Origin of the sequence: Floccifex sp. (assembly GCF_051873495.1) — a bacterium.
Taxonomy (GTDB): Bacteria; Bacillota_I; Bacilli_A; order Erysipelotrichales; family Erysipelotrichaceae; genus Floccifex.
On the sequence record NZ_JBJEEX010000126.1, the window covers coordinates 1 to 24197 of the forward strand.

General features: G+C 33.5%; 16 protein-coding genes. 8 read left to right on the forward strand and 8 right to left on the reverse strand.

The features are described from left to right. Positions 1 to 51: 51 nt before the first annotated feature. The 3 genes from ACI313_RS08235 to def are packed head-to-tail and all read right to left on the reverse strand — an operon-like array spanning position 52 to position 3306. Entirely contained in the window at positions 52 to 879 is an 828-nt protein-coding gene (locus ACI313_RS08235) for a metallophosphoesterase (RefSeq protein WP_320608180.1), read from the reverse strand. A 60-nt stretch (positions 880 to 939) separates the two neighbouring features. After that, positions 940 to 2721, reverse strand: coding sequence for a ribonuclease J (locus ACI313_RS08240; protein ID WP_320608181.1), 1782 nt, complete (start codon positions 2719 to 2721; stop codon positions 940 to 942). Between the two features lie 33 nt (positions 2722 to 2754). After that, positions 2755 to 3306: a peptide deformylase gene (gene def, locus ACI313_RS08245; RefSeq protein WP_320608182.1), complete on the reverse strand. Its 552-nt coding sequence runs from the start codon at positions 3304 to 3306 to the stop codon at positions 2755 to 2757. A gap of 88 nt (positions 3307 to 3394) precedes the next feature. Here def and ACI313_RS08250 point away from each other — a divergent pair, with 88 nt between their 5' ends. Genes ACI313_RS08250 through ACI313_RS08265 form a run of 4 tightly spaced genes read left to right on the forward strand, consistent with a single transcriptional unit; the run spans position 3395 to position 10031 of the window. Continuing rightward, positions 3395 to 4591 (forward strand): FtsW/RodA/SpoVE family cell cycle protein, encoded by a 1197-nt coding sequence (locus ACI313_RS08250; protein WP_320608183.1) that lies wholly within the window; start codon positions 3395 to 3397, stop codon positions 4589 to 4591. Further along, the gene (coaD, locus tag ACI313_RS08255) at positions 4592 to 5059 is read left to right on the forward strand and encodes a pantetheine-phosphate adenylyltransferase (RefSeq protein ID WP_320608184.1); all 468 of its coding nucleotides are present in this window, start codon (positions 4592 to 4594) and stop codon (positions 5057 to 5059) included. It abuts the gene before it with no gap. Next, positions 5056 to 5739 carry a ribonuclease III gene (gene rnc, locus ACI313_RS08260; protein WP_320608185.1) on the forward strand — a complete coding sequence of 228 codons (684 nt, stop codon included), beginning with the start codon at positions 5056 to 5058 and terminating at the stop codon, positions 5737 to 5739. Before coaD ends, rnc begins: the two co-directional genes overlap by 4 nt. Before the next feature lie 14 nt (positions 5740 to 5753). Then, a complete protein-coding gene (locus ACI313_RS08265) occupies positions 5754 to 10031 on the forward strand; it encodes a PolC-type DNA polymerase III (RefSeq protein WP_439755753.1) in 4278 nt (1425 codons plus the stop codon). A gap of 13 nt (positions 10032 to 10044) precedes the next feature. On the opposite strand, the gene ACI313_RS08270 is transcribed toward ACI313_RS08265, so the two are convergent. From ACI313_RS08270 to ACI313_RS08280, 3 genes are read right to left on the reverse strand one after another with little or no spacing between them, the layout of a single operon-like run. Continuing rightward, positions 10045 to 10500 (reverse strand): hypothetical protein, encoded by a 456-nt coding sequence (locus ACI313_RS08270; protein WP_439755754.1) that lies wholly within the window; start codon positions 10498 to 10500, stop codon positions 10045 to 10047. Between the two features lie 24 nt (positions 10501 to 10524). After that, a complete protein-coding gene (locus tag ACI313_RS08275) occupies positions 10525 to 10920 on the reverse strand; it encodes a PHP domain-containing protein (RefSeq protein ID WP_439755755.1) in 396 nt (131 codons plus the stop codon). A 9-nt stretch (positions 10921 to 10929) separates the two neighbouring features. Further along, a complete protein-coding gene (locus ACI313_RS08280; protein WP_320104397.1) occupies positions 10930 to 11634 on the reverse strand; it encodes a hypothetical protein in 705 nt (234 codons plus the stop codon). A gap of 39 nt (positions 11635 to 11673) precedes the next feature. Between ACI313_RS08280 and ACI313_RS08285 the strand changes: the two genes are divergently transcribed. Then, complete coding sequence (locus ACI313_RS08285; protein ID WP_320608188.1) at positions 11674 to 12108, forward strand: DUF3783 domain-containing protein; 435 nt, start codon at positions 11674 to 11676, stop codon at positions 12106 to 12108. A 17-nt stretch (positions 12109 to 12125) separates the two neighbouring features. Here ACI313_RS08285 and ACI313_RS08290 read toward each other — a convergent pair whose 3' ends face one another. After that, positions 12126 to 12905 carry a sulfite exporter TauE/SafE family protein gene (locus ACI313_RS08290; RefSeq protein WP_320608189.1) on the reverse strand — a complete coding sequence of 260 codons (780 nt, stop codon included), beginning with the start codon at positions 12903 to 12905 and terminating at the stop codon, positions 12126 to 12128. Positions 12906 to 13090: 185 nt separating this feature from the next. Here ACI313_RS08290 and rpoB point away from each other — a divergent pair, with 185 nt between their 5' ends. The 3 genes from rpoB (at position 13091) to ACI313_RS08305 (ending at position 21847) form a co-directional block, all read left to right on the forward strand. Continuing rightward, entirely contained in the window at positions 13091 to 17200 is a 4110-nt protein-coding gene (rpoB, locus tag ACI313_RS08295) for a DNA-directed RNA polymerase subunit beta (protein WP_439755758.1), read from the forward strand. Beyond that, positions 17200 to 21033 (forward strand): DNA-directed RNA polymerase subunit beta', encoded by a 3834-nt coding sequence (rpoC, locus tag ACI313_RS08300; RefSeq protein WP_320608191.1) that lies wholly within the window; start codon positions 17200 to 17202, stop codon positions 21031 to 21033. The genes rpoB and rpoC overlap by 1 nt, the downstream gene beginning before the upstream one ends. 88 nt (positions 21034 to 21121) lie before the next feature. Next, the gene (locus ACI313_RS08305) at positions 21122 to 21847 is read left to right on the forward strand and encodes a DeoR/GlpR family DNA-binding transcription regulator (RefSeq protein WP_439755756.1); all 726 of its coding nucleotides are present in this window, start codon (positions 21122 to 21124) and stop codon (positions 21845 to 21847) included. Between the two features lie 23 nt (positions 21848 to 21870). On the opposite strand, the gene ACI313_RS08310 is transcribed toward ACI313_RS08305, so the two are convergent. Then, positions 21871 to 24111, reverse strand: a complete 2241-nt coding sequence (locus ACI313_RS08310) for a DUF3656 domain-containing U32 family peptidase (protein WP_439755757.1) — start codon at positions 24109 to 24111, stop codon at positions 21871 to 21873. Positions 24112 to 24197: the final 86 nt, after the last annotated feature.

Here is a 24197-nt window from a genome sequence, read left to right on the forward strand (position 1 = left end):
CCTTAGCATCAGCTTAAAAATTAATTTGCCCAAATTATTGGGTTCGGTTCATCACTTATGCTTTAATATGATATATTCAATTCTTGCCGGTGCCATTAAACGAGCTTGTATATTTGTACATCCAACGCCTGTTGAAATCAAATAATTAAAAGGAAGATTTTCAATGTTGGAACGATTTAGTTTAGTGGCCCCTTTTACATCTTTATAACCACCTTTAATAGGAACCGTGACCTGGGTACCATGACTATGTCCAGCTAATGCATAGTTGATGGCCTGACTTGTACAATCAAGTAATAAATCCGGTTGATGCACCATTAATAAAGTATATAACTGAGAACTTGCGTTTTGATTAATAAAATCCACATTATCAGTTAAACCCATTAACTGAATACCACTTGCCGAACCATTTGTGATTTTTGTATAGGAATTCGATAACACTTCTATTTGGGATTGAGAATAAATCTGGGAAACTACAGAATTATTTAAATCTTTTTCACCATATACCGCAAATTTACCTAAAGGACATTCCAATTCATTGAATTCAGAAACAATAAATTGGATTTGATCTTCATTTATCTGATAACCCTCTTCAATTAAATCTCCACCAAATAACAATACATCTGGATTTAAGCTTTTTATTTTATTAAAAATCTTTTTTGTTTGTTTCTCTTTTTGAAATTCACCGAATTGTAAATCAGTGAAATATACCAAAGTAACATCATTCATAGTTTCAGGAATTTGTTCACTTTTTAAAGTTGTATAATTGACTTCTATTTGATAAGGATTGACTTTAAAAGCACGATAAATCGTTGTATTAAGTCCAATTGAAATCATAAGCATTAAACAAACAAGAGCAATTAAGTGTTTATGACGTGTCATATCTTTCTCCTTATTTGTTCATTGTATCATAAAAAAGCCCCAAGTGGGGCTTAAGTTATATTAGCTCTTTTTACGACGATAGTTTTTACGAGCTGCTTGTAATTCTTCCATTGTTTGTTTGGAATTAATGATAACCGGAATTACAATTGGATTTCGATTTGTTTTTTGATATAAAAACGGTTCTAAAGTAGAACGAACACAGTTCTTAATTTCTGAGAAAGTAATTTTGTCTTTCATTCTTTCTTGTAAAGAATTATAGACAATGTATTCAGCTTCTTTAATTAAAGACTGCGAATCTTTGATGAACACAAATCCACGCGAAACAATAACAGGTTTCATTAAGATTTTATTTACTTTTGAATCAATGGCAATAACTACGGCAACTAAACCATTGTCAGCTAAGATACGACGATCTTTTAAAACAGCAGTAAACAAACCAGAGATGTCGTTTCCATCAACGTAAATATCATCACCTTGATATCGCCAATTGCTTTGAATGACTTCATGGTTTCGTAAAATCAAGATATCTCCATTAGCACAAACAAAAATATTGTCTTCAGGAATTCCTACTTCCATAGCTGTTCTTTTGTGCAACATCAACATCTTAAATTCTCCATGGATTGGCATAAAGTACCGTGGACGAATTAAATGAAGCATTAATTTTTGTTCTTCTTTCGATGCATGTCCTGTTGTATGTAAGTTATTTAAAACAGATTTAGTTAATACAGTAGCTCCTGAACGGAAAAGCTTATCGATAACTTTATTAACACTAGCAGCATTTCCAGGAATTGGATTACTTGAAAAGACAATTGTATCTCCTGGTTTTAAGTGAATGAAGCGATGTGTTCCATTGGCAATACGTGATAGAGCCGCCAATGGTTCTCCTTGTGATCCTGTACAAATAATACAAATTTTATTGTCAGGAGTATGAGCTAAATCCTCTGGAGAAAGTAAGTCGCTGTTTTTGATGTGGATGGTACCCATTTTACGACCAATATCAAGAATATTTTCCATACTACGACCAAAAACAATTACTTTTCGACCATTCTTAATAGCTGCATCAATAATCTGTGATAAACGATGAACGTTACTTGCGAAAGTCGCAATAATTAATCGTTGTTTTGTCTTTCTGAATATATCATTGATTTCATTGGCAACTTTTGTTTCGGAAATTGAAAATTCTTCGACTGATGAATTCGTTGAATCCGATAATAATAAATCTGGATTTAAAGCACCGATATATGCCATTTTTTGATAATTTGCGTTGGTTCCTACAGGAGTTAAATCAAATTTAAAATCACCTGTATGAACAATTGATCCATTTGGAGTTGTAACAAGGACACCCAAAGAATCAGGAATAGAGTGAATTGTATTGAAAAAACCAAGAGAGAAATATTTTGTTTTGATACTTGAATCTTCATTGATTTCTATAACCTTGGTATTTTCTAAACCTTTATATTCACTTAATTTTTTATGGATTAAAGCCTTGGCAAAGCGAGGCGCATAAATCGCATCAATTTTTACTTGTTGAAGAAGGAAAGGAATTCCTCCGATATGGTCTTCATGACCATGGGTAATCACAAGAATCTTGTGTTTTTTATTCATTCGAATTAAGTGATGATAATCAGGAATAACATAGTCAATTCCTAATAAATCATCGCCCGGGAAAAGAACACCACAGTCAATTATGCATATTTCATTTTCATGTTCGATGCAATACATGTTCTTTCCAACTTCACCCAAACCACCTAAAGCATAAATGAGTGTATCGCCTTTTTGGGTGTTATTATTTTTTACGGGCAAAGATTTTTTTGCGCTTTGATTATTTGTTTTTTGCGGCATATAGACTCTCTTTCTAAAATTAAAAGACAGAAATTAGATAACTTCTGCCTCTTCGTCTTCTTTCCATGGATTTTCTTTGTCGATTCGATCATAGAATAATACACCAGATAGATGATCAATTTCATGTTGTAATGCGATGGCAAAATAACCTTCTGCTGAAATCACAACGTTTTTGTCTCGAATCAAGTCGTAACCACGTACTTTAATACGTGCATGTCTAAATACATGACCAGGATGATCCTCTTTTACCGATAAACAACCTTCTCCTGCATCCAAATATCCAATTTGTGTGGATTCTGATATTATTTTTGGATTTGCCAAAGCAACTTCATCCACACCATCTTCATATGGAATTACCACTGCAATTAATTGTTTTGGAATTCCTAATTGAATGGCAGCAATTCCAACCGCAGCTTGAAGTCCTTCTTTCTCGGCAATTTCAGGATCTTGAGAATCTCTGACATATGTTAACATGCTGGACAGTAGTTCCTTGTCCTCGTCATTTAATGGTAATGAAACCAATTCGCTTTTTTGTCGAATTCTGGGATCACTATCCAAAATTATATTACTACTTGTAATTTTCATAGCTTTTTCCCTCCTTCATATAATATATTGTTTTTTGAAAATTTACAAGTCATTCGTTTTATGGAATGAAATATGCTAAAATATCAGCATGACCAAAAAGAAAAGAAAAATTCATTTATTAAAAGAAAACAGTGACACAATGATTAATTTAATGCTGATTATTTTAATTATATGTGGAACACTTATGATTATTTCAACCAATGTAGGACAAACAACGCAAAATTCTAAAGTTGTATTAACTACTTTGATTAAACAAATCATTATAATTGTAATTTCATATATATGTATGATTGGTGCCAATAAATTTACGGTATTTCGATATAAATCGATATTTCAAGTGGGTGCTTGTCTAGCTATGATATGTTTATTGTTTGTACCATTTTTATTTCCAGCTGTTAATGGAGCAAAATCATGGATTTTATTAGGACCTTTTTCAATACAACCATCTGAATTTGCCAAGCCCTTTATTGTAGTTGCCATTGCCTATGCCGTAAAAAACTATCAAGCACAGCGTCGAAAAGAAAAACAAACAAAGCCATTTCATAAAGCCTATCGAGGTGTTTTAGTTTTAATAATCGCAGTATTTGCGATTGTTATGGTTCAAAAAGATACCGGAACAGCTATTATTATTTTGATGATTGCCTTTGTTTGTTTGATTGTTCCTCAATTTGAAGAACATAGAACCGTCATAAAAAATCTTAAAAGACTATTCATGGCTGGTTGTATTGGGATTTTGGTGTTATTTTGTTTTACTGACATTGGTATTAAATTTATTGAAAAAACACCTTTTTCACATATTGCCGTGCGCTTTGAGAATATGAAAAACCCTTATGATGATGTTTATGATGAAGGATATCAACCCGCCAATGCCTTATATGGAATTGCCAATTCCAATATAACAGGACGAGGAATTGGAAACTCAGATCGTAAATACGGGTATTTAACACAAGCGGATAATGACTATATTTTTGCGGTTTTAATTGAGGAAACAGGAATATTTGGATTAGCTATATTAGTTGGATGTTATGGTACATTAATCTATAGATTGTTTTACTATGCACGAAAAGCTAAAAAAATAGAACATAAAATTGTATTTATGGGAAATATCACTTATTTATTTATGCATTTTTTCTTAAACGTTGGAGGCGTGACATGTTTAATTCCTATGACAGGAGTTCCATTATTGTTCATTAGTAGTGGAGGCTCTTCTCTCATGGCAATTATGGCGATGTTTGGCGTTTCACAAAGATGCATTAGTGACATGCATAATGAAGGAGGAAATTAAATGAGTATCGCAGCATTTTGTGGTAGTTTTGATCCTATCACAAAGGGACACTTGGATATTATTGAAAGAGCAAGTAAAATGTTTGAGGAAGTATATGTATTTATTCTTTCCAATTCAAATAAAAATAGTTATTTTTCATTTGAACAAAGAATGCATTGGCTAGAACAAGCTTGTGCACACCTTGAAAACGTACACTGTCAAGTACAAGAAGGATTAAGTGTAGAAGCATGTAAAAGTGTAAATGCAACGGTTTTAGTACGTGGAATACGAAATACAGTTGATTTCGAATATGAAAAAAACATCGCAAGTATGAATTTATTATTAGATGAATCCATTGAAACAATTTGTTTGTTTACACGCGATGAATATGCACATTGTTCCAGTTCAAATGTAAAAGAATTATTAAAATATGGGAAAGATATTTCACGTTTAGTTCCTGAATGTGTCGCAAAGGAGATTAGTAAATGAAAACTTTTTTAGAATGGATGGATAACAATCATTATCCACATAATGACGATAAATTATATATTGAAGCATGTACGCATTCTTCATATGCCAATGAACACCATAAAGAAGGAAGTGACAACGAACGCCTTGAATTTATGGGAGATGCGGTATTACAAATTTGGAGTGCTTATCAATTATTTGAAATGAAACCAAAACTAAGAGAAGGAACTATGACAACGCTTCGATCTCAAACTGTTTGTGAAGCAACCCTAGCTAAGCTAAATAAACAATTAGGATGGTATGAATATTTGCGCTTAGGAATTGGAGAAGAAAAAACGGGAGGAAGAAGTCGTGTAAGTTTATTAGCCGATCAATTTGAAGCTTGCATTGGTGCTATTTATATTGATCAAGGCTATGATTTAGTGAATGAAATTCTTACTAAATATATGAAACCATTAATTGGAACTGTTAAAGATGAAGAAGTAACAGATTATAAAACACACCTTCAAGAAGTGATTCAAGCCGATAGTCGTAAAACAATTCAATATAAATTATTAGAAGAAACTGGTCCTAGTAATGCGCCTGTTTTTACTATGGGCGTTTATTTAGATGATATTTTATTAGGTAAAGGTACAAGTACAACGAAAAAGAAAGCAGAACAAAAGGCAGCTAAAAATGCATTTGAAAAAATGGCAAAATAGAGAGGATTTTTAACATGAGTGTATGGAATACATTACAGACAGTTTTATCAGATGATTTAAAACAATATCTAGATGAAGCTTCTTTTGTTGAAAATCCAAAATATCATTCTCTGAAAAAAGTACTAGATTTATATATTCAAGTAAATGATGTTTTACCTTTTGAGGTATATGAACAAATTGTTCATCAATTAAAAATTCATTTTCAAGTGCATGTGAATCTACAAATTAAAGCCAAAAACGCATCTATTTCTGTTGATGAGCTTTATTTGTATGTGGAAAAGATAATTGAAACCAATGCCTCACTTCGACCATTCCGGTTTTTACATCCATATCTTGAAAATGAAATTGCTTGTTTTTCAACAAAAGATGATCAAAGACTGTCTCTTTTAAATAAAGGATTACCTGATTTAATTAAAGAATTAAAACAATTTGGAATCGAAATGGAATTGAAGTGTCAATATGTCAGTGATGATGAAGACATTGAAACAAATATAGTAGATTTACCAGAAAAGCCAAAAGAAGAACCTAAAAAAACATACGCAAGAGAAACAAAAGTAGAAGTAAAAATTGGAGAACTACAAGTTGGAATGCGTAGTGTTGTATTTGAAGGCCATGTTTTTTCAATCGAAACGAAAGTATTAAAAAGTAAAAAAACACTTCAACAAATATATATAAGTGACTACGAAGATGCGATTATTGCTAAGCGTTTTGAATCAGCTCGTTGTCCACTTGAAGAAATAGAAGCCTTAAAAAATGGGCAATTTGTACGTATTACAGGAGATGTCATTTATGATACTTTCTTGAAATGTGATACGGTTATGATTAATAAATTAGAACCAGTAACACCTACTAAAAGAGTGGATACGGCTTTAGAAAAAAGATGTGAATGGCATATTCATTCAACGTTCTCGGAAATGGATGGAGTATGCGCAGTTGAAGAATATATTCAAACTGCTTATGACTGGGGAATGGATGCGATTGGAATTTGTGATCACCAAGTCGTACAAGCCTTTCCTATGGCGCAACATAAAGTAGAAGCTTTAAACAAGAAAAATCCGAATCGTCCTTTTAAGATGATGTATGGATGTGAAATGTTGATGGTAGATCCAGAATATAAAATTGTCTACAACAACAATCATGCACGCTTAGAAGATGCGACATTTGTGGTATTTGACTTAGAAACAACGGGATTGTCGCAAAGATTAGACAAAATTATTGAATTCGGGGCTGTTAAGATGCAGCATCGTGAAGTGATTGAAACAAAACAAGTATTCATTAATCCTAAGCGAACAATTCCAGCTAATATTTCTAATTTAACGAACATTCATCAAAGCGATGTAGATAAAGCACAACCTATTGAAGTTGTCTTACCAGAATTATTAGATTTCATTGGAGATGCGATATTAGTAGCCCATAATGCGACATTTGACGTAGGATTTATGAATGCAGCTTGTCGTGATTGTGGATATGATGAAATTACCAATCCTGTTATCGATACATTGCCATTGGCATATGCTTTATTAGATACAAAACGATATAACTTAGGAGCTGTTTGTCGTCATTATGGCGTTGGATATGATGGCGAAGGAGCACACCGCGCGGATTATGATGCTAGAGTTTTATCACAAGTTCTTTGTCACATGATGAATGATGTGGGAACCGATGCGACTTTAGATACTATTCAAGCACTTCAAAAAGAAGATAGTTTTAAAAAGGTTCGTCCAAGTCATGTAACGGTTTATGCGAAAAATAAAGATGGACTAAAAGAATTATTTGAATTAATTACACTTTCTCATACTGAATATTTAGCTTATAGTTCCACAAGCTCAGAGCCACGTATACCAAGAGAAGAAATTGAAAAGAAACGTAAAAATGGCAATTTATTGATTGGATCCGCTTGTCAAAATGGAGAAATCTTCGAATTAGCGCATACGCGAAGTGAAAAAGATTTAAAACAGGCGATGGCTTTTTATGATTATATTGAAATTCAACCACTAGCTTGTTACAAGAATTTATTGGATCGTAAATCAATTAATAGTGTATCGGATTTAAAACAAATTTTAACGTTTATTATTGATGCAGCTAAACAATTAGGAAAAATGGTTATTGCCTCGAGTGATGCACACTATGTTCATCCATATCAAAAACGAGTAAGAGATATTTATATCAATGCCAAAGCAATTGGAAACTCGAGACATCCGCTTTATATTTATAATGATGTTCGGCGAAGAGCAACCTCAGCGCCAGATCAACATTTATTGACAACCAATGAAATGTTGGATGCCTTTGATTGGTTGGATTCTGATTTAGCTTATGAAATTGTTGTTCGTAATCCAAATAAACTAAAAGAACAAATCGAACCGGTTTATCCAATTAAAGATAAACTATATCCACCTGATATTGAAGGATCCGATCAAAAGCTACGAGACATTTGTTATGAAACAGCCCATAAAGTATATGGAGAACAATTACCAGAAATTGTAGATGCTCGTTTAAAAAGGGAATTAGATAGTATCATTGGACATGGATACTATGTTGTATATTATATTTCCCATCTACTTGTTAAGAAAAGTAATGAAGATGGATATCTAGTTGGATCTCGTGGATCTGTTGGTTCAAGCTTTGTGGCTACGATGTCAGGAATTACAGAAGTAAATCCATTAAAACCACATTATGTATGTAAAAAATGTCAACACTATGAATTCTTTGAAGGAGAAGACGAAGAAGCTAAGTCTGGATTCGATTTACCTGATAAAATTTGTCCTGTTTGTGGTTCGGTAATGCGAGGAGATGGACAAGACATTCCATTTGAAACGTTCTTGGGATTTGAAGGGGATAAAGTACCTGATATTGATTTGAATTTCTCAGGAGACTATCAACCCAAAGCCCATGCCTATACCAAAGAAGTATTTGGAGAAGACCATGTGTTTAGAGCCGGAACCGTAGGAACGGTGCAAGAAAAAACAGCCTATGGATATGTCAAAGGCTATGAAGAAGAAATGGGACTTGAACAAGGATTCAGCGAAGCGAAACGTGTTGACTTAGCTAAGTGCTGTGAAGGTGTTAAACGTACCACAGGTCAACATCCAGGAGGAATTGTCGTTGTTCCATTAGATATGGATGTTCATGATTTTACACCGGTTCAATATCCAGCTAACAATCCTAATGCGGAATGGAAAACAACGCACTTTGACTTCCATCAAATTCATGATAATATCTTGAAATTTGATATTTTAGGTCATGTTGACCCTACGGCGATGAAGATGATGGAACGAATTTCAGGAATTGATGTAAAAACAATTCCGATGAACGATAAGGCAACCATGTCTATTTTCTCAAGTACCGATGCTTTGAATATCGATACAACACATTATAACCAAGTAACAGGAGCAGCTGGATTACCTGAATTTGGTACACCATTTGTTCGTGGTATTTTGGAAATGACAAAACCAACGACATTTGCTGAACTTGTTACTATTTCAGGTTTATCACATGGTACCGATGTATGGCTTGGAAATGCGAAAGACTTAATTGACAATGGTACTTGTAAATTGAATGAAGTTATTGGATGTCGTGACGATATCATGGTTGACTTAATTGGCTATGGCTTACCATCAAAAATGTCGTTTACAATCATGGAAAGTGTTCGTAAAGGAAAAGGATTAAAGCCAGAGTGGATTGAAGAAATGAAAAAACACAATGTTCCCGACTGGTACATTGATTCATGTCAAAAAATTAAGTACATGTTCCCTAAAGCGCATGCTGTTGCCTATGTTATGATGGCCGTGAGAATCGCATGGTTTAAAGTTCATATGCCATTAGTATATTATTGCCAGTATTTTAGTATTCGTTGTGATTCATATGACATAAAAACAATGATTGCTGGAGAAGAAGCAATTCGTCAAAGGATGACGGATATAAAACGAGCACGCGAAGATAAAACACAAAGTGTCAGTGATAAAGAAAATGCGATTTATGATGTATTAGAATTAGCTCTTGAAATGACACTACGTGGATATCATTTCTCAAATATTTCGATAAATCGTTCAGCGGCTAATGAATTTATCTTAGATCCAGATGATGATAAGGCAATTATTCCACCTTTTACATCACTCGATGGACTAGGAGACAACGTAGGTAAATCGGTTGTAGCAGCTAGAGAAGATCGTCCTTTCTTATCAAAAGAAGATGTTTTAAAGAGAACACAATTATCTAAAACGTTATTGGATCGTTTAGATCAAATGGGTGCTTTAGAAGGATTGGATGAAGAAAATCAAATGACATTATTCTAAAATAGGAGCGTAATTAACTACGCTCCTTTAAATATGTTATTAAGTTTTGTTCGTCATTAAAAGGCATTTGACAATCTCCCATATGAATATGAGGCTTTGTTTTACCATGATAATCAGAGCCAGCACTCATAACTAAATTATGGGCAAGGGCTTTATTTCGATAATATTCAATTTGTTCAAAAGAATGATAAGAACTATAAACTTCCAATCCATCAATTCCCAAAGAAATAATATCTTCTAATAATTGATCATCTTCTTTAACGTTATTACCAGGATGAGCAAGGGAAATAAAAGCGTTCTGACTTCTAAATATTTGGATGATTTCTTCCATAGACATAAATTCAATTGGTGAATACGCTATTTTTCCTTTAGCACAGTATTCCCAGAAAAAATCAACATAAGGGGAAACACCATGTTTTTTACCAGGACGGAATTCTAATAAATATGGATTGTCATCATTTTCTGGCATTGATAAAGCAACCTCACAAACAGATTATGCTTCGTAAATACCATTCGGACGCAATTCTTTCAATTTATCCATATCGATTTTAATTCCCATTTCATTTTGAATGATTTCCAATCTTTTCAAACCAGCTTTTTTCTCCATTTCAGAAACGTTATTACGAATGGTGTCCCAAACAGGATGAAAAGGATCAATAAAGTAACCAAGAATATGGAAATCTTTATCATGAAAACTACAATCTACTTCAATAGCTGGAATCACATTTACATCAGTATTTTTAATATCACGATAAGCTAATGTAGAATTGTGATCAGCAATGGCAATGGTATGAATATGAGATTCATGAGCAATGGCTAATAATTCATCAACTGTTTTTTCACCATCAAGACTATAGATAGAATGCATATGTAAATCAATTGAATTCATGGGTTCCTCCTAATATGCAGTTAGATCATCAGGGAAAGTAATTTGTGATAATGAATTTATTTGGTCAATATCACAGTTTAATACAATATTCACATCACTTGTATAATCAGAATAAGCCATGTAGCCATCTAATGTAAGTGATATATTTTCTAAATAATCATCTTTGATTGTAGCTTGTACACTACACTTTGAAATAGATAAAGTTCCCATGGAATCGATTAAAGTCGCAACTTGCTTTGGATCAAGTTCTAAATTATATGTATCTCCTTTTTTTGAACTTGAAGTAAAAAATGAAACAAGTTTATCATCGGTATAGCTTGTGAAAGGATTAAAAACAGAAATTTTACCGTCTTTTTGTAATCCGATGTTTTCAACGACGCTTTGGGATGTTGTATCTAAGTTTTTTAAATAAGTTTTACCATCTTTAATATAAAATTGTAGATAGTCTGGGATTTTGTTCTTATTGGATTCTAAGTCCATAATAGCTTTTACTTGTAAGTTGTCTTCCTGAATATAGGAAATATCAAGGGAAATGATATTTTTATCATCGGTACTATATTCTAGTGTTCCTTTGATATGGGCACTTGTTGCTTCAAGAGTAGAATCAAGAGCATCAAATACTGTTAAAATATCATTGCGATTTGTTTTAGAAGAACAACCTACTAAGCTAAACATAAGACAAAATGCAAGTATTCGTGTTAAAATCTTTTTCATAGAACAATTATATAAAGATTTCAAAGGAGTGTCAAAAGTATGATAATAGGCTATGTAAGACAAGAAAATAGAGATAAGTTTAATGATTTTAATATAAATTGGGTGGATGATCATTCTTTGAATACGAAAATGAAACTGTTAACAAAAGATGAAACAGTTGATTATACATATCCGGATTTAATTTATATTGAGGATGAAGAAAATAAAGATGACTTGATTTCTCAATTAAAAGAATGTGGAGCTAAACGATTAGTGATGAAAACGCCTACGAATCAAAATTGGACTTTAAAGAAGTTAATCACTGAAATCGAAAAAGATCATCAGTATTTTGAATTAAGAGATGAATTAATTCAACAATTGAGAGGTAGACATTCACTACAGGCAAAACAATTTTTAGATGAAATTGAAAATAAACAAGTTTCGATTCATCGTTTGCGTCAAATTCAATATAAAGTAAAAGAACATAATCTATAACCTATGTTCTTTTCTTTTTATAATAATTTAATTAAAATTGTGAATACACCTAAGATCAGTAATACAACACCCACAACACGATTTAACTTTTTGATTTCGCATTTATTAGCAAATTTACTTGAAACAATAGCACCTAATAAACAAGCTGCAACGACAATCAACATGGGAAGAGCAAAAATTTCAGCTCCCATAGAAATATGAGAAATAGTTCCTGTTAGGGCAACCGCTGACATAATTAAAGTGCTTGTACCAACGGCAATTTTTAAGTTATAGCCAAGGACTAAAGTGAAAACAGTTAACATAAGGATGCCACCACCACTTCCGGTGAATCCACATACAAAACCAATAAATAAACCTAGAAACATAGCTAAAACTGTTTTGAATTTATCTTTTATGGACTTAGATGATCCAACATCATCATTTCCTCCAGCTACGGGTTTTAAAATAAATTTAATTCCTAAGAATATCGTTGTTAACATGGAAATATAGCCTAAACCATCGGGCTGAGCTTGAGAAAATAAATAGCCAACATAACTTCCGATTACCGTTCCTGCAAAAGCCGTTAACATAACTAATAAGCCACGGCGAATATCGATGTTTTTATTTTTGTAGTATGTGTAAGCCGATAAAAGACTAGCCAAAACATCAGCAGCCAAGGCAACAGTAACGGCATTGTAGCTTTCCCATCCACATAGACTGACTAACATTGGGGTAATAACCACAGCGGCAGACAAACCGGCTAATCCTGTTACCGTTCCGGCTCCTAATCCTGCCAAAATATATACAATGTATTCCATTTTGAATGCTCCTTTCAAACAACAAAATATTTTCTTACTTTACAAAGAGTTTGACTGTTTGTCAAATTTAAAGCAAACAAATTGTTGACAAACCTGTAAATTCTGTATAATATAATAAATTGCATAATAGTCTTTGGGATTACTATGCCCAATTTACGGAAAATTTGGAATTTGAAACGGAAAGGATGGCATACATGGATAGTAAATCGTATCGAGTTGTTGCGTGTGGTAAGAAAGCTTCACGTCGAAATTATTCGAAAGTAAGTGGAAATCTTGAACTTCCTAATTTAGTTGAAATTCAAACTGATTCGTTCAAGTGGTTCACAAAACAAGGTATTAAAGAAGTTTTTGAAGAAATTTTTCCTATCGAAAACTTTGGTAAAAACATCAGACTAAACTTTTTGCAGTATCATTTTGAAAAGCCAAAATATAATGCAGAAGAATCAATGTATAGAGAGTGTAATTATGCCGCACCTTTATACGCAGACATGGAACTAGAAGTAACTGATCCTGAAACAGGAGAAGTTGTTACAAAAACAGAAGAAGTATTTTTAGGGGATTTCCCATTAATGACAGAAACAGGTACTTTCATTATTAATGGGGCAGAACGTGTTATTGTCAGTCAAATTGTTCGTTCACCAGGTGCTTATTTCGCGGATATTTATGATGAAAAAACAGGACGTCAAAATTATTCTTGTGAATTAATTCCAAGCCGTGGTACTTGGCTTGAATTCATGACTGAACAAAAGAAAACAACAAATGGTCGTATCATCAATGTTTCTATTGACCGTCGTAGAAAAGTATTGTTCTCTATTTTATTCAAAGCTATTGGTATGTCATTGAATCTAGAAATTAATGAAGATACTCATAGTACTGAACAAATGGAAACGTTCTTACATTCATTAGGACGTCAATGGTCAGATGTTGCCACTGACCCTGAAGATCGTGAATACATGAATTTATATTTATTATTGTATACTGCGTTCTTTGGAAAATATGAAGACATTGAAAATTCATTGTTAAATGACAAAGTTAAAACAACACAAGAAGCTTTATTGTCTTTCTATGAAAATCAAAGAAGTGATGAAATTCCTACATTAGATGGTTCTATTACTTTAATGCAGGCTAAATTCTTTGATCATCGTCGTTATGATTTGACAAAAGCTGGTCGTTATAAATTACGTAAGAAATTAAATGCGATTTCTCGTATGGAAGGAAATACATTGGCCCACGATATTATCGATGTTAATGGCAATGTATTTATGACAAAGGGGACAATGATTCATCGTGATGAAAGAAATATTTTACGTGATGAATTAGCTAAGGGAAATTACTGTAATGCATATCCATTCCGTGCTGAATTCCATGAAGAAGATATAGTAAGTATTCCAACTAGTTATAATGTTGGTTTAGTAGGTCGTATTTTAGCTGAAGACGTTGAATGCGACACTATGTATTTAGAACAAGGTACTGTTTTAACAAAACAAGATGTTGAATTATTAAAAGCTTCTGTTGAAGAAGTAAAAATCTATGCTGGTTTAATTGCTCAACCAGTTGTATTAACACCAGAAAACGTAAAAGCTGTATTAAATTATGGACAACGTTTATATGTTTTAGGACGATTAACAAATGCCAATGGACAAGATTTAGTTGATGAATCAATGAATCCAATCGCAAATCGTTTTGAAATGGGTGTTACAAGTGACAAAATCGATGCAAGTAACGAATTCAATGTTGAAAAACGTGTATTAAATGAAGAAGTTACTGCTTGGTTAATTGGAGCTTGTGTGCAAGAAGTATTTGTAAATGATAAAGATGGTAATACCGTTAAAATTGCTGGAAACGATCCATTCGCAAATAAACATACAATCACTATTTCTGATATGTATGCCTTCTTCTCATATAGCTTAAATATTACTGAAGGAGTTGGACAAACAGATGATATCGACATGTTAGGTAACCGTCGTATTCGTTCTGTTGGAGAATTAATTCAAAATCAATTCCGTATCGGGTTATCTCGTATGGAACGTGTTGTTAAGGAAAGAATGTCTATTCAAGAAATGGATGGCTTAACACCAAAGAAATTGACAAACATTCGTCCATTAACAGCAGCTATTAAAGAGTTCTTCTCAAGTTCACAATTATCACAATTTATGGACCAAGAAAACCCATTAGCCGAATTGACAAATAAACGTCGTATTTCAGCTTTAGGACCTGGTGGGTTAACTCGTGACCGTGCTGGATTTGAAGTACGTGACGTTCACTCTTCTCACTATGGTCGTATTTGTCCAATTGAAACTCCAGAAGGGCCAAACATTGGTTTGATTTCAAACTTAACTACTTATGCTAAAATCAATGAATATGGATTTATTCAAACTCCATATCGTATTGTAAATAAAGACGGAACAGTAAGCGAAGAATGTATCTATTTAAGTGCTGATGAAGAAGCTGATTACATCATTGCCCAAGCCAACGAAGTTAAAAACGGACGCTTGGAAAAGGAAACAGTTGTTGCTCGTAAAGCCGGAGATACAATCAATGCTCCAAGAGAAAGCGTTGAATTAGCCGACGTTTCGCCAAAACAAATCGTTTCTGTTGCCACTGCCTGCGTTCCATTCTTGGAAAACGACGATGCTTCTCGTGCGTTAATGGGGGCAAACATGCAACGTCAAGCGGTTCCTCTATTAAATCCACATTCACCATATGTTGGAACAGGAATCGAATATAAGATTGCCAAAGACTCAGGTGTTGGTATTGTCAGCAAACAAGATGGTGTTGTTGATTATGTTGACTCTTTACGTATTGTCATCAAAGACAACGAAGGAGAAAAACATACATATCAATTACGTAAATTTGGTCGATCAAATACAAGTACATGTATCAACCAAAAACCAATTGTAAAAGTTGGAGAAACAGTTGAAAAAGGTGACATTCTTGCTGATGGTCCAAGTATGCAAAATGGGGAATTAGCTTTAGGTCAAAACGTAACAATCGCCTACATGACTTGGTATGGATATAACTATGAAGATGCCATCATCATGTCAGAACGTATGGTTAGCGATGATGTTTATACTTCAATTCACGTTGAAGAATATGACATTGATTGCCGTGATACAAAATTAGGACCAGAAGAAATCACTCGTGATATTCCAAATGTTGGGGAAAACGCTGTTCGTAAACTTGATGCCAATGGAATTATCATGGTTGGTGCTGAAGTTAAAGAAGGAGATATTTTAGTCGGTAAAGTAACTCCAAAAGGTCAAAGTGAAGTTTCACCAGAAGAAAAATTATTATTGGCTATCTTCGGAGAAAAATCTCGTGAAGTACGTGATAATTCATTAAAAGTTCCTCATGGTGGAGCTGGTATTGTACATTCTATTCGTGTATTTAAACGTGGAGATGGATCGGATCTTCCTCCTGGAGTAAATACTCGTGTTAAAGTTTATATTGTTCAAAAACGTAAAATCTCTGAAGGAGATAAGATGTCAGGTCGTCACGGAAATAAAGGGGTTATTTCTAAGATTTTACCAATCGAAGATATGCCATTTATGCAAGATGGAACACCTGTTGATATCTTATTAAATCCATTCGGGGTTCCTTCTCGTATGAATATCGGACAAATCCTAGAAATTCACTTAGGATATGCAGCTAAGCGTTTAGGTGTTAAATTCGCAACACCAGTATTCGATGGATTATCAAATGAAGACTTAGCCGATGTAATGCGTGAAGCAAACATGACAGTTGATGGAAAACAAGTGTTGTATGATGGACAAACTGGTCAACCATTTGATGAAAGAATCAGTGTTGGGGTAATGTATATGATCAAGTTAGCCCACATGGTTGATGACAAATTACATGCTCGTGCAACTGGGCCATATTCATTAGTTACACAACAACCATTAGGTGGTAAAGCACAAAATGGTGGTCAACGTTTCGGGGAAATGGAAGTTTGGGCATTGGAAGCTTATGGTGCTTCTCATACATTACAAGAAATCTTAACAATCAAATCTGATGATATCCAAGGACGTATTAAAACATACGAAGCTATCATCAAAGGTAAAGATATTCCTGAACCAGGTATCCCTGAATCATTCAGAGTATTAATGCATGAGTTACAAGGTTTAGCTATTGATGTTCGTTTATTAGATGAACAAGGTAATGAAGTTGATATTACTTTAGATGATGATGAACAAGCAAAACCAGTGGAACATAAAGAAGAATTAGTAAATGATATCGAATTAGAAAGCGATAGCGACATCGAATTAGATGAAAGTGAAGAGGAGGTCATCGAATAATGAGTGTAAATAAATTTGCAGCGATTCAAGTTCAATTAGCATCTCCTGAAAAAATATTGGAATGGTCACACGGAGAAGTGACAAAACCTGAAACTATCAACTATCGTTCTCAAAAAGCTGAAAAAGATGGTTTATTCTGCGAACGCATTTTCGGTCCTACAAAGGACTGGGAATGTGCTTGTGGAAAGTACAAAAAAGTTAGTTTCAAAGGAGTCGTATGTGATCGTTGTGGTGTAGAAATCACAAAATCAAGTGTACGTCGTGAACGTATGGGTCACATTGAATTAGCAGCGCCAGTTGCTCATATTTGGTACTTACGAGGAATTCCTTCTCGTATGGCTTTATTGTTAGATGTAACACCTAAACAATTAGAAGAAGTAGTATATTTCGTAAGCTACATTGTCACAGATCCAAAAGATAGTGATTTAGCTTATAAACAAATTTTATCGGAACGTGAATATCGTGAAAATCTATTATTATATGGTGCTGATGGATTTAAAGCACAAACAGGTGCAGAAGCGGTATTAAAATTATTACAAGACGTTGATTTAGAAGATGAATATAATCGTGTTCAAGAAGCATTAGAAAATGCTCAAGGTGAAAAACGTAAAAAATTAATTAAACGTTTGGATACAATCAATGCCTTTAGACATTCCGAAAACAAGCCAGAATGGATGATACTGACTAACATTCCGGTTATTCCACCTGATCTTCGTCCAATGCTTCAATTGGATGGAGGACGTTTTGCGACAAGTGATTTAAATGATTTATATCGTCGTGTTATTACACGTAACAATCGTTTAAAGAAATTATTAGAATTAGGTACTCCTAATATTATCGTCCAAAACGAAAAACGTATGCTTCAAGAAGCAGTTGATGCTTTAATTGATAACGGACGTCGTTCTAAACCAATTACAGGAGCTGGAGGACGTGCTTTAAAATCATTATCACATTCATTAAAAGGTAAACAAGGACGTTTCCGTCAAAACTTATTAGGAAAACGTGTTGACTTCTCAGGTCGTTCGGTAATTGCCGTTGGACCAGATTTGAAGATGTATCAATGTGGTATTCCACGTGAAATGGCTTTAAACTTATTTAAACCATTTATCATTAATGAAATTGTGAACCAAAAAGTTGGTGGAGCACAAAATCCAAAACACGCTGAAAAATTAATTGAAAAACAAGATCCAAGAATTTGGGATGTTGTTGAAAAAGTAATTGATGGATATCCAGTATTAATGAACCGTGCCCCTACACTTCACCGTTTAGGGATTCAAGCCTTCCTTCCTAAATTAGTAGAAGGACGTGCAATGCGTCTACACCCATTAGTATGTACTGCCTTCAACGCGGACTTCGATGGGGACCAAATGGCCATCCACGTACCTCTAAGCGAAGAAGCAAGAGCTGAAGCTTTAGTTATGATGTTAGGTTCTCATAATATCTTAGGTCCAAAAGATGGTAAACCTATTGTTACACCAGGACAAGACATGGTTATGGGTAACTATTACTTAACTATGGAAGAAACAGCTGAAGAAATGGAAGAAGAAGCACAACGTTACATGGATGTAAATTGTCCACAAGAAGCGGCACAATGGCATACATATGCATTAAACGAAGGACATGTATATGCTAATATTGATGAGGTTATGCTAGCTTATAAGACAGGACAAGTTCACTTACATTCACGTATTGCACTTCCTGTTAGCGGATTAGAAGAAAATAAAACTTCATTTAATCCAAAACATGAAAAAGATTATTTGATCACTACTGTTGGAAAGATTGTTTTCAATGGTATGTTCCCTGCAGATTTCCCTTATATCAACGAAGTTTCTAAAGAAAACTTTGAAGAAACTCCGGATAAATATTTTGTGAAACCAGGAACTGATATCAAAGCATATATTAAAACAATGCCAATTACTGGCGAAGTTAAGAAAAAAGACTTAGGAAAAGTTATCGCTGAAGTATTTAAGCGCTATGACGTTGATGAAACAGCTGAAGTACTTGACCAAATTAAATCATTAGGATTTAAATATTCTACTGTTGCTGGTATCACAGTTGCCTTAAGTGATATCGAAGTGGCTCCTAATAAAGAAAAATACGTTGATGAAGGTAAGGCAAAAGCCGAACAATTAAAATACTTACAACGTAAAGGTATGCTTACAATGGAAGAATGGGAACGTCACCTAAATAAATTATGGGCTGATGTTAAAGACGAAATCGTTGATGTCTTAATGGCTAACTTACCTCGTAAAAACCCAATCAACATGATGGCTACATCTGGAGCTCGTGGTAATGCATCGAACTTTACCCAATTAGCTGGTATGCGTGGATTAATGGCTAAACCACGTCAAGGTAAAGCAGCTAATGGTGAATATGTTCCATCAGTAATTGAGGTCCCTATTTATTCTTGTTTCCGTGAAGGATTGAACGTATCTGAGTTCTTTATTTCTACTCACGGTGTGCGTAAAGGTTTAACCGATACTGCCTTAAAAACAGCTGAATCTGGTTACTTAACTCGTCGTTTAGTTGACGTAGCACAAGGTGTTATTATTCAAGAAGACGATTGTGGAACAGATAAAGGATATTATGTTGAACGATTAATGGATCGTAAAACAAATACTGAAATTGAATCTTTACAAGATCGTTTAGTTGGTCGTTATTCAAAAGAAGATGTTACAGATCCTCAAACAGGAGAATTAATCATTGCTTCTGATGAATTCATCACAGACGAAATTGCTAAACAAATCGTTGATGCAGGTGTTACTGGAGTGCAAATTCGTTCTGTATTCACTTGTAAATCAAAAACAGGTATTTGTCGTAAATGTTATGGACGTAACATGGCAACAGGTAAAGACGTAGAAGTCGGAGAAGCTGTAGGTATTATGGCGGCTCAATCAATCGGTGAACCAGGTACACAGTTAACAATGCGTACATTCCATACTGGTGGGGTTGCCGGTGGTGGAGACATCACACAAGGTTTACCTCGTGTTGAAGAGTTATTCGAAGCACGTTGTCCAAAAGGTGTTGCGGCTATCGCTCAAATTAGTGGAGAAATCATTTCTATTGAACGTATTGAAGGTACAATGCGTCAAGAAATTATGATTCAAAATGAAAATGAATGTGTTTCTCATAAAATCAATGCCAACCAAACAATCCGTCCTTGGGTACAAGTAGGAGCTAAAATTGAAGCAGGTACTGCTTTAACAGAAGGTCCATTAGATCCAAAAGAATTATTACGTGTTGCTGGTGTTCGTGAAGTTCAAGATTACATCTTAAAAGAAGTTAAGAAAGTATATCAATCACAAGGTATTGAAATTAGCGATAAACACTTGGAAGTTATGATTAAACAAATGATGAAGAAAGTAATCGTTGTTGACAGTGGAGAAACAGACTTAAATGTTGGTGTTCAATTATCATTGACAAACATCACTAAGATTAACCGTGATGCGTTATTATCTGGTAAAACACCTGCTACATTTAAACCAATTTTATTAGGTATTTCTAAATCATCTGTTGAAACGGATTCATTCTTATCAGCTGCTTCTTTCCAAGAAACAACTAAAGTATTAACAGATGCCACAATTAAAGGTAAAATTGACCCATTATGTGGTATGAAAGAAAACGTTATTATCGGTAAGTTAATTCCTGCTGGAACTGGATTCCAAGGAGATCGTCCTCAAAATAAACTTGTTGCCGCTAAAGCAAAAGAATTACGTGAAAAACGTATTGCTCGCATGCAACATGAAAATCAAGACGATGAATTCGATAAATATTCAGGAGTAAGTGAATCATATACTAGCGATAGTGATGAAATCGCAATTACTGAAGAATAATAATTCAAAAGCCTTCTATAAAAAGAAGGCTTTTTTTGTTATAATTTTTTAAGAGGTGTTCAATTTGCTGGCAAGTGAAAGATTTTCTATGATTGTTCAAATAGTGAATGATCGAAAATACATATCAACAAAAGAATTGGCTTCTACACTTAATGTGACAGAAACCACAATTCGAAGAGACTGTGAAGAATTAGAACAAAATGGTTTATTGATTCGAGTTCATGGAGGAGCTAAAAGCTTAAAAACAGAAAATGTTTTAACTCGTGAAAAAGAAAAGAAAATGAGTGAACGTGGCCATATTGAAGAAAAAAATAAAGTGGCACTTAAAGCTTCAACCATCATCCAAGATGGAGATTGTGTTTTCTTAGACGGGGGAACGAGCATTGAACCAATGATGAAGTACATTCAAGATAAAAAAATCAAAATAGTAACACATTCAAGTTTAATTATGAATGAAATTGTAGATCAATCCAATATTGAAGTATATACCATTGGAGGACGCTATATTCCTAAATATAATATGTCGGTAGGACCTATTACTTTACATGATTTAGAACAATTTAATTTTGATTCTGCTTTTATTAGCTGTGCAGGATTAGACGTATCAAGAAAGCTTGTATACACGGTTGAAATGGAAACAATGGAAATCAAAAAAACAGCTATGAAACTCGCATCTAAATCGTATTTGTTATGTGATTCTAGTAAATTAGATGTGAAAGGATTCTGTAGCTGTATTAATTCAGATTCCTTTGATGCGATTTTCTGCAATGAATATCACAGTGAATCTGTATTAGATAATATGGTGTTAGTATAAAAGGAGTTCGAGTGAACTCCTTTTTAAACGATTTCTTTATTAAAATGTCCTCTGGTATCAGTCTGAGGATTAAAACTATTGATTTCAATGCCATTTAAGCTTTCATACGCTTGTTTTATGACACTTTTTACTTCTTCACTTGATTCTAAAGTGAAATTTAAACGGAAGGCCTCCACGCCTTTTATATCCTTTATTTCATCAATTAAATTTAATTCTTTTCCATTTAAAATCGTACAAGTACAATCTTCATGAGAAACAATTGGGAATGTATCCAATCCATTTTTTAATATGAATTGATTCTCTTTACATTTTCCACATTGATTTAATTTCTTTAATGGACAATATTTTGTGAACAATAAAGGAGCTCTTCCATAAATAATCATTTCTAAACAAGGATATCCATTGTTTTGTTGGTAATAACGATTTACACATTCTTCAATGTGATTGCGATTCATTTCATAAGACAAAGTTACTCTTTGAACACCAAGAGCATGTAACTGATAAATCGCATCGGCATTCACAACATTAAATGAATAATCGCTAATAATAGGATTTGTATGACGATATTCATATAAACCACCATATCCACCTACTAATAAAGGACCTTCTTTTGGTTCATAATGATTTTGATTACGACGAACAATATTATCAAAATAAATTTCAGTAATTCCCATTTCTTTACAAGCTTGATATTGTTCTTTATTTGTGACGCTAGCAGTTAAATAAGGACGCTTGGTAGGAAATGTAATACTTTTATGTCCATTTGAATTAAGAAGACGATGTTGTTTCTGATTGGTTTTTTCTTGATTCAATAATGAAACAATTTCGCGACGAGCTTGATTCAATACTTTAACAGGAATAAATGCATCGCATTGTTCGAATTCAACATTATGAAGTTGATAAATGGTATCATTTAAACGACTCATTTGTTTAATGATTTGTTCTTTGGTTGTAGGATTATTTAAGGCATAATCTAAAATAAAATCACTTTCATAACTACATGTACAACCATTACTTTGCGCATTAATAATCAATGGACAACCAGGGTATGCTAATACTTGTATATCTAAATCATATTTACGATATTCTTTATCGCATAACTTTGATAATTCATCATAATAACGAATATCTTTTGTTTTATATACTTTATCTTGAAGAGATACTTTTTCTTTTAATTGAATAAAACAAGTATCATCACTTGAAGAAATATAATTTTTATTTTGATCGTATAGACGAGCAACTGTTAAAACAATGTCTTCATTATTATGGCGAATACGAATGGTATCATTTTGATTTAAAGGTTTCGATAATTTAATTTGAACCATACCTTTATTCACGTTAGAAACATAACCAATTTCGTATCCATGATGATTAGGACGATCAATATTGGTGATATTTTTCTTATCTTCACCAAATAAATAACCTTTTGTGAAAGTTCGCTGGAAAGTACAATTCAATTTATCTGCGTCTTCTTTTGATAAAGTACCATCTAAAGCCATTCGATAGCGAGAAACAACATTGGCAACATATTCAGGTTCTTTCATTCTTCCTTCAATTTTTAAAGAATCAATGTCCTTTAATTGATCAATATAATCAATAGTATTTAAATCCTTTGTGGATAAAATATAGTGATTACCTAGCGATTGATTTTGCGATACATTAATAATTTCATATTCTTTTCGACAAGAACCAATACATCTTCCTCTATTACCACTTCGATTTCCTGTCAATCCAGACATTAAACAATTTCCTGAATAGGAAACACATAAAGCACCATGGACAAAAATTTCAATTGGAATTTGGGCTTGTTTACGAATTTGTTTTACGGTTTGAATATCAACTTCACGAGAAAGAACAACACGCTTTGCACCTAATTCCTTAAATAACAACATTCCTTGTAAGTCATCAATTCCCATTTGTGTTGAACAATGAGCTTCTAAATCTTTAAAGTTTTCTACTATATAGTTGAATACTGCTAAGTCTTGTACAATGACACCATCAACACCAATAGAATTAATAAAATCAACTTGTTTTTTCATATCATCGATTTCATCATCAAAGACAATCGTATTCATAGTGACATAGATTTTCACATTTCTTAAATGAGCATAGTTTACTGCTTCTTTAAGTGTTTCTTCATCAAAATTAGTTGAATAAGCACGGGCTCCAAATTTTGTCATACCAAGATAAATGGCATCACATCCATTGGAAATGGCAGCTTTTAAGGCGTCCATATTACCTGCAGGGGCTAATAATTCTGTCATACATACCTCCTTGTCGTATTATATCACATTAAAAAAGAGGCTGTAACAGTTAAATAGCCTGTACAAAAAAGGATAGCTGACTCAAT